This is a genomic window from Alcanivorax sp. (assembly GCF_014762765.1).
GTDB lineage: Bacteria > Pseudomonadota > Gammaproteobacteria > Pseudomonadales > Alcanivoracaceae > Alcanivorax.
Genome location: NZ_JABURH010000182.1, coordinates 1 through 11,000, shown reverse-complemented (window position 1 = coordinate 11,000; position 11,000 = coordinate 1). Strand labels below are relative to the sequence as shown.

General features: G+C 59.7%; 10 protein-coding genes. 5 read left to right on the top strand and 5 right to left on the bottom strand.

Translation table 11 applies throughout. The annotated features are described in order from the left end of the window. Positions 1-22: 22 nt before the first annotated feature. The 4 genes from ligA to HUJ17_RS13680 all read left to right on the top strand — a co-directional run bounded on the left by ligA (position 23) and on the right by HUJ17_RS13680 (position 6,456). Positions 23-2,359: an NAD-dependent DNA ligase LigA gene (ligA, locus tag HUJ17_RS13695; RefSeq protein ID WP_290511214.1), complete on the top strand. Its 2,337-nt coding sequence runs from the start codon at positions 23-25 to the stop codon at positions 2,357-2,359. Then, positions 2,356-2,937, top strand: a complete 582-nt coding sequence (locus tag HUJ17_RS13690) for a transglycosylase SLT domain-containing protein (protein WP_290511213.1) — start codon at positions 2,356-2,358, stop codon at positions 2,935-2,937. Before ligA ends, HUJ17_RS13690 begins: the two co-directional genes overlap by 4 nt. A gap of 391 nt (positions 2,938-3,328) precedes the next feature. Continuing rightward, the gene (locus tag HUJ17_RS13685; protein WP_290511212.1) at positions 3,329-4,009 is read left to right on the top strand and encodes a fimbria/pilus periplasmic chaperone; all 681 of its coding nucleotides are present in this window, start codon (positions 3,329-3,331) and stop codon (positions 4,007-4,009) included. A gap of 14 nt (positions 4,010-4,023) precedes the next feature. Further along, complete coding sequence (locus tag HUJ17_RS13680) at positions 4,024-6,456, top strand: TcfC E-set like domain-containing protein (RefSeq protein WP_290511211.1); 2,433 nt, start codon at positions 4,024-4,026, stop codon at positions 6,454-6,456. Positions 6,457-6,610: 154 nt separating this feature from the next. On the opposite strand, the gene HUJ17_RS13675 is transcribed toward HUJ17_RS13680, so the two are convergent. Together HUJ17_RS13675 and HUJ17_RS13670 are read right to left on the bottom strand one after the other, a co-directional pair. Beyond that, complete coding sequence (locus tag HUJ17_RS13675; RefSeq protein ID WP_290511210.1) at positions 6,611-7,519, bottom strand: hypothetical protein; 909 nt, start codon at positions 7,517-7,519, stop codon at positions 6,611-6,613. Positions 7,520-7,591: 72 nt separating this feature from the next. Then, positions 7,592-8,134, bottom strand: coding sequence for a hypothetical protein (locus HUJ17_RS13670; protein ID WP_290511209.1), 543 nt, complete (start codon positions 8,132-8,134; stop codon positions 7,592-7,594). Between the two features lie 267 nt (positions 8,135-8,401). On the opposite strand from HUJ17_RS13670, the gene HUJ17_RS13665 reads away from it, so the two are divergent. Continuing rightward, positions 8,402-8,830 (top strand): hypothetical protein, encoded by a 429-nt coding sequence (locus HUJ17_RS13665; RefSeq protein WP_290511208.1) that lies wholly within the window; start codon positions 8,402-8,404, stop codon positions 8,828-8,830. Between the two features lie 154 nt (positions 8,831-8,984). On the opposite strand, the gene HUJ17_RS13660 is transcribed toward HUJ17_RS13665, so the two are convergent. The 3 genes from HUJ17_RS13660 to mnmC form a co-directional block, all read right to left on the bottom strand. Further along, positions 8,985-9,221 (bottom strand): YheU family protein, encoded by a 237-nt coding sequence (locus HUJ17_RS13660; protein ID WP_366471183.1) that lies wholly within the window; start codon positions 9,219-9,221, stop codon positions 8,985-8,987. A 232-nt stretch (positions 9,222-9,453) separates the two neighbouring features. Continuing rightward, positions 9,454-9,846: an MAPEG family protein gene (locus tag HUJ17_RS13655; protein WP_290511207.1), complete on the bottom strand. Its 393-nt coding sequence runs from the start codon at positions 9,844-9,846 to the stop codon at positions 9,454-9,456. Further along, positions 9,843-11,000 (bottom strand): FAD-dependent 5-carboxymethylaminomethyl-2-thiouridine(34) oxidoreductase MnmC (mnmC, locus tag HUJ17_RS13650; protein WP_290511206.1); only part of this gene is annotated, 1,158 nt, incomplete at its 5' end. The genes mnmC and HUJ17_RS13655, both read right to left, overlap by 4 nt.

Below are 11,000 nucleotides of genomic sequence, written 5' to 3'. Positions count from 1 at the left end.
AGACACAGGAATACACCGTCCCGTGAGCCAGCCTTCCCAAGACATCTTCCAGAAAGCCCAACACCTGCGCGACCAGCTCAACGATTGGTCCTATCGCTATTACGTGCTTGATGATCCGGCGGTACCGGATGCGGAGTACGATCGTATTTATCGTGAATTGCAGGCGCTGGAGGCGGAGCACCCGTCGCTGGTGTCAGCGGATTCGCCCACCCAGCGGGTGGGGGATGTGCCGCTGGACGCGTTTGATCAGGTGCAGCACGAAGTGCCCATGCTCAGCCTGGATAATGCCTTCGACGATGATGAGCTGCGCGCCTTTGACAATCGGGTGCGCGAGCGCCTGGATGTGTCCGATACCGTGGATTATGTGGCCGAACCCAAACTGGACGGGCTGGCGATTTCCCTGTTGTACCTGGACGGGGAACTGGTGCGGGCGGCAACCCGCGGTGATGGCCAGACCGGCGAGAACATCACCACCAATGCTCGCACCATCCGTTCAGTGCCTCTCAAGCTGCGCGGCGACAAGGTGCCGGCACGGCTGGAAGTACGTGGCGAAGTGGTGATGCCCCATGCTGGCTTTGCTGCGCTCAATGCTCGTCAGGAAGAAGCCGGGCAGAAGATATTTGCCAATCCACGCAACGCCGCCGCCGGCAGTCTGCGCCAGCTGGATTCGCGCATCACCGCCAGCCGGCCGCTGGAGTTCTATGCCTATTCCATGGCGCAACTGGAAGGAGTGCCCGAACCGGCCACCCACGCTGACATGCTCGATGCCCTACGCGGCTGGGGCCTGCGGGTCAATCCGGAGGTGCGGCTGTGTGCCGGGGTGGATGCACTGCTGGATTTCTACCGTGGCATTCTGGAAAAGCGTGACCGGCTCGATTACGACATCGACGGCGTGGTCTACAAGGTCAATCGCTTTGATTGGCAACGGGATCTGGGCTTTGTCAGCCGGGCGCCACGCTGGGCCATCGCTCACAAGTTCCCTGCCCAGGAAGAACTCACCGTGCTCAACGGCGTGGACTGGCAGGTGGGGCGCACAGGTGCCCTGACGCCGGTGGCGCGGTTGGAACCGGTGCAGGTGGGCGGTGTTACTGTGAGCAATGCCACGCTGCACAATATTGATGAAATCCAGCGGCTGGATATCCGCATCGGCGATACCGTGGTGGTGTACCGGGCCGGGGATGTGATTCCCAAGGTGGTCAGAGCGTTGCCGGAACGGCGTCCGGCGGATGCGAAAGATATTTCCCTACCGTCGAACTGCCCTGTGTGCGGCAGCGAGATTCTGCGTGGCGATGACCAGGTGGTGGCCCGCTGCACCGGCGGCCTGATCTGTGGCGCCCAGCAGCGTGAGGCCATCAAGCACTTTGCCTCGCGCCGGGCCATGGATATCGATGGCCTGGGCGACAAGTTGGTGGATGCTCTGGTGGACCAGGAGCTGATTGCCACCGTGGCGGATCTTTACCGGCTCAAGGCGGAGCAGGTGGCTGGCCTTGAGCGCATGGGCGAGAAATCCGCCGATAACCTGATCGCCGCGCTGGAAAACTCCAAGACTGTCGCCCTGGGGCGTTTCCTGTTTTCCCTGGGGATCTTGCAGATCGGTGAGGAAACGGCCAAAAACCTGGCGGATTGTTTTGGCGATCTGGACACGATTCGCCGGGCGCCGCTGTTATTGCTGCTGGCGGTACCGGATGTGGGCATGGAAGTGGCCAAGGCCATTGGCGCCTTCTTTGCCGAAGCCGATAACGAGGCGGTGATTGATGGGCTGCTGGCTGCCGGGGTGAATCCGCAGTCCAGTGGTGAACCGTCAGCAGCCTTTGTGCACAGCCTGACCCTGGCGCAGCTGCTGAAATCCGCCAAGCGGCTGGGCATGAACCTTGAAGGTATCGGTGACAAGTCACTGGAAACCCTGGGCAACCATTATCGCACCGTTGCCGAGCTGAGCGCCGGTGCTGCAGAAGGGGTCGGCGCGGAGCCCAAGGGCGTGCGTTCCGGAGTGATGACGCAGTTGAGCAAGGCGCTGGCGGAAAACGGCTGGCAGGCCCGTTTGCAGGAAGCTGAAGCCATGGTGGCCGAGCTTGCCGCCCGCGCACCGGCCCAGGCGGAAAGCCGCCCGCTGGAAGGGCAGACCTGGGTGCTCACCGGCACCCTGGAACAGTTTACCCGTGACCAGGCAAAGCATGGCCTGCAGCAGTTGGGAGCCAAAGTGTCCGGGTCGGTGTCGAAGAATACGTCTATGGTAGTGGCCGGCGCTGCAGCGGGTTCCAAGCTGGCCAAGGCCGAGTCCCTGGGGGTTGAGGTCTGCGATGAGGCCGCGCTACTGTCCGTATTCGAACAACACGGCATTGATCCGGGAGCATTATGAGAATCGGTCTTACCCTGGTATTGGCGGCACTGCTTCTGGGCGGTTGCGCCGGCACACCGACCCAGACAGACAATGTCTGTGCGGTGTTTGATCAGCGGGGGGGCTGGTTCAACAACTGGTACAAGTACGCCAAGAACACGGAAAAGGAATACGGCGTGCCGGTACCGGTACTGATGGCCACGATCTACAAGGAATCCGGCTTCAATGCCCGGGCCAAGCCGCCCCGCACCAAGCTGCTGGGCTTTATCCCCTGGAAGCGGCCTTCCTCGGCCTACGGTTACCCCCAGGCACTGGATTCCACCTGGCAATGGTATCAGGATGACACCGGTCGCCATGGTGCAGACCGCGATGACTTCAAGGACGCGGTGAGGTTTGTGGGCTGGTATCACTACCAGAGCCACAAGAAAAACGGCGTTGCCCGTAACGATACCTACAACCTGTATCTCAACTATTATGCCGGCCACGGTGGCTATGCCCGTGGCACCTGGAAGAACAATAAATGGATGAAGGGCGCCGCACAGCGCACCGCCAGCATGGCTAACCGCTATCAGCAGCAGATGAATAGCTGCGGGCGGTAGAAGCGCAGCTGCAAGCCTCAAGCTTCAAGCTGCAACGCGAATCTTGCACTGTCATTACCGCTGGCGCCGCGCCAAAAAGTAGAAAGAAGCCTAACGAAAGCTGCGAGAGACGAAACCATAAGCCTTTCTAGTGGTGGTTTTGCTTTTCGCTCCTTTTCAACTCGCTCCTCGCCACTTAGCCTTCCGGCGCGGCTCCGCGTTGATTCGTTTAGCAGCAAACTGGCCCGCGTTGCAGCTTGAAGCTTGTAACTTGCAGCTGCCTTTACCGCTAAACTGCCGTTTGTCCGGTCTTATCGGAATCCGGTCGGTTTGAATGTGGTTCGCTGTAAAAATGTGACAAGAAGCACAAAAGCAGGTCTTTGGGGACCTGAGACATCAAGGGGAACACACTTTGCGTTTTGTATTCGGTCTGCTGCTATGGGCAAGCGGGGTCATGGCGGCGTATGCCATGCAGGTGGACAAGGCCATTGTTCATTTTCCCGCGGATAAATCACCGCGTCAGGATGTGGTCATCGGTAACCCAGGAGAAGAGCCCCTGTTTGTGGATGTGGGCATTCTCACCGTGAGTGATCCGGGTACCGACAGTGAGCAGCGATTGCCGGTGAAGGATCCGGAATCGGCCCCCCTGATTGCCACGCCGCGGCGCCTGATGGTGCCACCGGGGGGGAGTCGCCGGGTGCGACTGGTGAACCTGGAAGGCCATGGTGATATGGAGAAGGTCTACCGGGTAGATCTGAGACCGGTGGCCCCGCCGGAGCAGATGGATAGCACTGGCGTGCGGGTACTGGTGGGCTACCAGTTGCTGGTGTTTGTGGCGCCTTCGCAAACCGGAGTGTCACTGGAAGGGCAGCGCGACGGCAAGTCCCTGACACTGAGCAACAAGGGCAATGTGAATGTGCTGTTGCATGAGGGGGAGCAGTGCCCGCCAAGCCCATCTACCCGACCCTGTGAGCCGGTACAGGGGCGCCGCCTTTACCCGGGTAACAGCGTTACCCTGGCATTACCCATGGATGCGCCGGTGCGTTTCAATCTCACCACTGCCGGTGAGACCCGGCAGCAGCGTTACCCCTGATCGGAACGGCCGCCATGGGATCGCGCTGGCAGGCCGGGTTGATTGTCCTGCTGGCTTCTTTGCCGGCCGGGCAGCTCATGGCTCAGGATTACGCCGTGCCACCGGGGTTCGAAGCATTGATGGAGCCCCAGGAAACCCTGGTGGATGTGTACTTCGGCGATCGTCTGGTGCTGTCTACCCCTGCTCGCTACTCTCCCGAAGAAATTACCTTTCTGGAACCGGATGCGCTGATCGGCGCTATGCCCCAGGTAAAACCGGAGCCCTGGTTGCTGGCGGTGCTGTCCACGCCGTTGGCCCCCCACGGCGACAAGGTCTGTGTCAGTGAACATCAGCAGGAATGTGGCCTTATCGAGCCGAAAGTTGCCGGCGTGATTTTTGACGAACAGCGCTTTCGGGCGGATCTGTTTATCCACCCCAAGTATCTGGAAGCGCCGGAAGCGCTGGCGCCACGTTATCTGCCTGAACCCACGGAAAGCCGGTGGGGTGGGGTGCAGAATCTCAGTTTCAGCCATGCAGGTAGCGCTGAAGGGGAGAACAATACCAGTTTGTTCGGTCGCAGCCTGGTAGGCCGAGGCGCCCAGTATGGCTTTGCCAACTGGGTCAGTACTGATGAGCAGTCGCTGTCCATTGATGAACTGGGCTGGCAACGTAACTACCCGGATCACCAACTCACTGTTGGCCTGTTTCAGCCTAACAGCGACATGCTGACGGTGATTGACCGGCAGCCGATCGCCGGGGTCGGTGTGTCCCGCTCGTTGGTGCGTCGCCAGGATCTCGACTCCGCCTTTGCCACCTCGGTGGAAGTGTTCCTGTCGTCTCGCAGCCGCATTGAGGTGTACAAGGATGGCCGCCTTTACGGTAGCCAGTTTCTGGAATCCGGGCGTCGCCGTCTGGATACTGCCCGCCTGCCTACCGGGGCCTACACACTGGAACTGCGTATCACCGATGCTAACGGCAATACCCGGGTGGAAGAGCAGTTTTTTGTGAAAAGCCGCCGGCTGGCGCCGCAGGGCGAAAAACTGTGGTTTGCCCAGGTCGGGCAGGCCACCGCCTTTGCCCGCGACCAGGTTCTGCCGGAAGACAGGCAGACCGCCCTGTTGATGACCGGCTTGCGTCAGCGCTTTGCGGATACCTGGGGTGGAGGGGTGGCCATGGCTGCTACCGGCGAGCAGGCCCTGCTGGAAGTGAGTGGCGACTGGTTTTCCCGTTATTCACAGCTGTTTGCCAGCACTTTTGTAGAAAGCGAAGGCGGTGGCGGTTTTACGTTACGCGGTAATGCCCGCTACCGGGACTGGCGTTTCCAGTTCGACAGCCAACGGGTCTGGACCGACGATCCGACCGTTTTTGACGTTGATTTTGATGCGCGAGAATATCGATTGTTGCCCCGCTCCGTGCGACGTGACAGTGCTGAGTTATGGGTGCCAGCGGGGCGTGGGCAGTTGGTATTCTCCCACCGCCGTCAGCGACTTGGCCGTGCCAGTGAACAAACCATCAGCTCGGCGGCCTACCTGCATACGTTCCGGGTGGGAGGCGGTCAGGTGATCAACCTGTCTGCCAGCCTGACGCGCAATAACGGTGACAACCAGATACTGCTCGGCGCCAATTGGTTGATGACCCGCCCGGACTGGCAGCATCAGGCCAACCTTGGCTGGGTTCAGGACGATGCACCGGGTACCGAGGACGGGGTTAACGCCGCCTGGGCCAGCGCCTGGAATGACCGGGATCGTTTTGATGCGGACCTGACGCTGGGGGCGGGGGTGAACTTTGATCCGGGTCGCCAATCCGTTCTGCTCAACAGTGAATACGGCTCCCGCCACGGGCGTGGCCGTGCCGATGTGGCCTTCAATGATTCCGACCGGGGGGGCCGCGATACCCTGACCAGTGTGCGTTATGACACCAGCCTGGTGATTGGTGATGGCGCCGCCTTGGGTGGTGAGCAACTGAATGATTCGGCGGTGCTGCTGAAGCTCGACGGCGCTGAGGGCGCGCTATTTGATGTGCTGGTCAACGGTAACCCGGAGATGGTGGTGAAAGGCGGCAGCTCGGCGACTCTGACGCTGCCTGCCTATCAGGTACACAAGATCGCTCTGCGAGATCGCGGTACTGATTTTGTGAATCTGGACAGCACACCCCGGGACGTGGTGCTGTACCCGGGCAATGTGGCGATGCTGGCCTGGGAGCTGCAAAGAGTGATGGTGGCTATTGGTCGTCTGCAGGATGCGAATGGCAATACTCTTTCCCGTGCCCGCATTCAGGGCCCGGGTTTCGATAACCTGGTATTCACTGACGAAGACGGCTACTTCCAGCTGGAGCTTCCCGAATCCAGCCTGGACAGCCTCTATGTGGAAACCGCCAGTGGTCGCTGCAATCTGCAGACCGGGGCGGTGGAGATCCAGTACGGAGTGGCGCGGTTGGGGGCGGTGGTTTGTGAGGCAATTGATAATTGAGAATGGATAATTGATAGCTGCGCGATGCAGGCTAGCTAGCAACCTAAAGGCAAGAGGCCGCGCCCATCACTTGAGCGCGGCCTCATGCCTTTCAGGTTAAACATCACGTTTTCCGCGACGTTATCAATTGTCCATTCTCAATTATCAATTGCCTTTATTGCATCTCAACCATGATGGTCAACACCCCGCTGTGGACACCGGAGGCGGTGGCGGCGCTCATGTCGTTGGCGAGTAAGTCCACGCTGACGGTGGCGTTGTTGCTGGCGCCACCGTTGCATTGTGGGTCGCCGCTGCGGCTGTTGCCCATGCCGGCCAGCGGGATGCCAGCGGTGGCGCTCTGGGGGCCGTTGCCGTCGTTCCAGCTCACCGAGTAAGGGACACTGCTGCCAGCAGAAATCAGCTCAAAGGCGCCGCCGGTGCCGCTGCCGGTGAGGGTGACGGCGTACTGGCCACCGTTGGCCTGATAGACGCACAGCGTGTCGGAGCGTGAGATGTTGTTGCTGCCATCAAAGGTGCCGAGGGCAATGTCATCAATCTGGGTTACCTGAATGGAGTTGGGAATGGTGATTTCCACGCTGACGGTGAAGTTGGCGGGCGACTTGCCCCTGCCGGAATTGGCGGCAGTGAAATTGAATTGACTGCTGTAGACGCCAGGCGGGACCGACTGGATATCTGTGCCGTTGGCATGCACTTTCAGGCTGGCGTTATTACCGCCTGGGCATTGGCGTACTGCACCAGTGAAAACTTCAGCGGTGGAGAGATTCGGTTGCAAGGTGATTTCCTGGCCATTGACCAGGTCGCCCCAGGCCAGCGTGACCGGGATGCTGTCTGCGCCGGACACCAGCTCAAATGGGCCCTGGGCTTCGACGGCGTAATTAATCGGGGTATTACCCTGCGGGCTGGGTTCCTGCACGGAGCTGACGCACAGCGCAAAGCTGTGATTCAGATCGCCCCCGTTCCAGGTATGGGTGGTGGTAAAGGCATTTGGATCGGTGCGGATGTGGGCCTGAGCATTTGCCGTTAACCAAACCAGCAAGCTGCTTGCGATAATACGCAACCACATAGGACTCTCGTTATCGGGAAAGTGAGCACTATAGCAGATGGGCCGGGATTGTCCGGCCCATCTGTATGATGCTTATTCCGCGGTGATGATCACGGTAAGGGTGTCGGTGTGATCGGTAGCGGAGGTGGCTTCGCCCACCTGGTTTTCGGTAGCGCTGACGCCCAGGGCTACATTGGGGCCAGAGGTCTGGCAGTTGGCTTCGGTGGTGTTGCTGCTGGTCAGACTGGTTACGGCGGTGTCTTCGGTAAGCGGAGTCCCGTCCCAGGTCACGGAATAATTGACCACACTGGTGCCACCGTCGCTGAGAGTGAAATCACCAGCAGTACCGGCACCGTTGGCGTCATTGCTGCTCTGCGCCACAACGCCATAGCCGCCAGCCAGGTTACGGTACACGCAGACATTATCGCTGGTGGTAAACCCATTACCCTGGTTGATGGTCATGTCATTCATGTCGCTGATCTTGATCAGGTCCGGCACATTCAAAGTGATGACAGCGCTGCCGGTGGAAGACGCGCCAGCGCCGGCGCCCATGCTGCCATCGGTGGCAGCCATGGCCAGGCCAGAGGCAAGGAGAGTGCTGGAGAAGATAGCCGGTACAAAGGATTTCATATTCATGGTTGTCGTTCCTTTAAGCTGGTAAGCAAGTGAGCTAAGCAAGCCTGGACATCCCCAATTGCGCCTCAGGCCCTAATTGAAAGCGATACTGCCATGTGTTCAGTAAAATGTGATCTGCATCTCGTTACTTATGCGATGGGCGGTGTTTCCCTTTTGCTGATTCGCGTTCAGTAAAGCAATTTGGCCGATTTCAACGATTTAGGACTCACAAAACCGGATGGCTTTGCTAAAGTGCGGGTCAGATTACCGATGCAGTAAGGGGGCAGCTTGGATAACGAGTCCATCGTTTATGGGTGTATCAAACATCTGCCGTTCGGCACTTTGCAGGAGCGCAAGACCCACTGTTTCCATAACCGCCGGGCCGTCCGCCAGCTTCCCCAGGCCGATGAATGGCCCTTTTTGTGCCGGGAAATGTTCTCGGTACCTGGCGATGACCTGATGGGCGGTACCTTCCAGACCCAGGTGATCCATTTCGGCATGTCCTATCGGGCGGTGGAGTACGAGTGGGAACACTGGATTGCCAAGTTCGAATCCCTGCTCAAGAACATGTACTGGGTAAATGCGGTGGTGCACCTGGAAACCGAGCTGTCCGGCTTTCATACCTTTGTCTGGGACAGCGCTGAGGTCTGCCATGAGCCTTCCGAGGCGCCGTTGAGAGTGCGGTGTGAGTGGGCGCGGGAAGGGGCGATTGCTTGAAGGGCAGTTGACAGTGGACAGTTGAAAGTTGACAGCGTCGCGGAATGACTCACTAGATTCTGAAGCTAAGAGGCCGCGTTCATGGTTTTGGCGCGGCCTCTTAGGTTTCACTTAACCACGATGGTTCAGTCGCGCAGCTGTCAACTGTCCACTATCAACTGTCAATTGCCTCGTTAGCCTGTTCCTTCCCCATCACCGACACGCTCTCCGTCACCTCATCGAATACCACAAACGCGTCCTCTCTCTTCAGCTGATTGCGGACCTGCTCCACCTTGGTGGCGGTGGGGATTTCCTGATCGCCGTAATCGGTGCCGTCACGGGTAACGAATTCCTCGATCAGGTTGGTGAGGGTTTCCGGGGGCAGGTCTTTCCAGGGGACGATGATGGGCATAAGCAGTTTCAGTTTTAAAGTTTCAAGTTACAAAGCGCGAGAGGCGCTTTGATGTTTGGCAAAGCAGTGTCCGCGTTTGGGGCTTGGATATCACTATGGAATCTGGTTTGGTTGGCAAGTTTTGCGACTAGGGTAGTCCAGTCTCACGATACATGGTTGGACGCGGGTATCGCATATATAGCCACTATTGCCTTTCCCGCGCCTTGCAACTTTCAACTTGTCTCTTGCAACTCTAGACCACCAGCAGCTGAATGCCAGCGCCGAGTATCACCAGCCAGGAGGTGACGACGCCCAGTTGACGGGCAAGGTTGGCGCTGCTGCGGGGGATCAGCATGCCGTAGCTGTAGAGGGCACGGCCGCCTACCAGCAGGATGCCGTAAATGTGCAGGGCGGTACTGCCGCCGCCGTTGATTTCCAGCAGGGCCATGAGGATCAGTGCCAGGGGGATGTATTCGATAGTGTTACCGTGAGCCCGGATGGCTCGACTTACGTCCTTGTGGCCACCATCACCCAGAGAGACTTTCTTGGCCAGACGAAGGCGCACCACGTTGGCGGCCAGGGCGATGATCAGGAAACCGCTGAGGGCGGCGTAGAGGGCGGTAATCGGCAAGCTGACTAATGTCATGGCATCCACTCAGGTTGTTTTTTGCGTTTGCGGACAATAAACCGGGCCGGGGCCAGGGCGTCAATCATTTCCTGGTCCGTTGGCAGGGGCTGGCCACAGATCATGTCGGCGATCAGCTCCGCACACAAGGGGGTACCGGTAATGCCGCGGCTGCCGTGGGCTACATTCAGATAGAGCCCTTGTGCCGGACGGTGAGGAATGTCGGTGGCGACGGGCAGCGGGCCGCACAGGGGCAGGAAGTCGATGCTCTGGCACCGGAATGCCACCCGCCGGTCGACGATCTGAATATCCTCACCACCCAGCTCCTGCCAGAAGTTGGGGAGATAGTGCTTCAACTGAGCCAGATTTTCCGCATCGTCGCTGTCGGTGGCGTGGCGGTGATCTTCATGGAGCTTGAAGGTGGCCCCGACGCAGTGCAGGCCGTCCAGGGCCGGGGTCAGGTAACCGCCGTGACATTGTGCCTGCTGCCAGCGTCGGGAGGCTTCCGTGGCCTGACAATAGCTCACCTGACCGCGGATGTGTTTGAGCGGCAACCAGCCGAGACCGGGCAGGGACTGGCTCTGGCCGGCGGTACACAGGACAACCGCGTCGGCGCTGAGCATTTCGCCGTCCTGCAGGGTCACCTGGGCCGGAGCGCCTTCTTCAATGGATGTTACCCGGGCGGGCAATTGGCTGATGGCTGGGTGGTCCAGCAGAAGCTGGCACCAGCGGGCCGGGCGCAGGTAGCCGCCGCCAAGCAGTTGCACCGCGTTGTCGCCGTAGGGCTGGAGCAGTTCCGGTGGCCAGGCGCCGGTTGCCATGGCCTGCTCCAGTTTGTCTTGCTGGCGCTCGTCTACGTAGTGCTGGATCACGCCGTTGAGATTGCCGTCTTGAGGCTGTGCGGGAAACTTGAAGCGACGCAGCCAGCGCAAGGCATGCCCGTAGCTTTGCTGATAGAACCGGTTCTGGGGAGTGAGGTGAGCACTGGGGGTGCTGTAGACCACCCCGGCCAGGTTGCCGGATGCATGGCTGGCGGTGCCGTCTGGATCCACCACGGTCACCCGGCAGCCCCGCTCGGCCAGGGCCCTGGCCGTGGTGGCGCCGGCCAGCCCGGCACCAACCACCAGGATATGTCCCGCAGCCATGGCGGGCCGGATTTCCCCGCCGTCGATCTG

Coding starts and splice junctions, on each gene's coding strand:
- HUJ17_RS13690 (WP_290511213.1), top strand. CDS start 2,356: ATGAGAATCGGTCTTACCCTGGTATTGGCGGCACTGCTTCTGGGCGGT.
- HUJ17_RS13680 (WP_290511211.1), top strand. CDS start 4,024: ATGGGATCGCGCTGGCAGGCCGGGTTGATTGTCCTGCTGGCTTCTTTG.
- HUJ17_RS13675 (WP_290511210.1), bottom strand. CDS start 7,519: ATGTGGTTGCGTATTATCGCAAGCAGCTTGCTGGTTTGGTTAACGGCA.
- HUJ17_RS13670 (WP_290511209.1), bottom strand. CDS start 8,134: ATGAATATGAAATCCTTTGTACCGGCTATCTTCTCCAGCACTCTCCTT.
- HUJ17_RS13660 (WP_366471183.1), bottom strand. CDS start 9,221: ATGCCCATCATCGTCCCCTGGAAAGACCTGCCCCCGGAAACCCTCACC.
- HUJ17_RS13655 (WP_290511207.1), bottom strand. CDS start 9,846: ATGACATTAGTCAGCTTGCCGATTACCGCCCTCTACGCCGCCCTCAGC.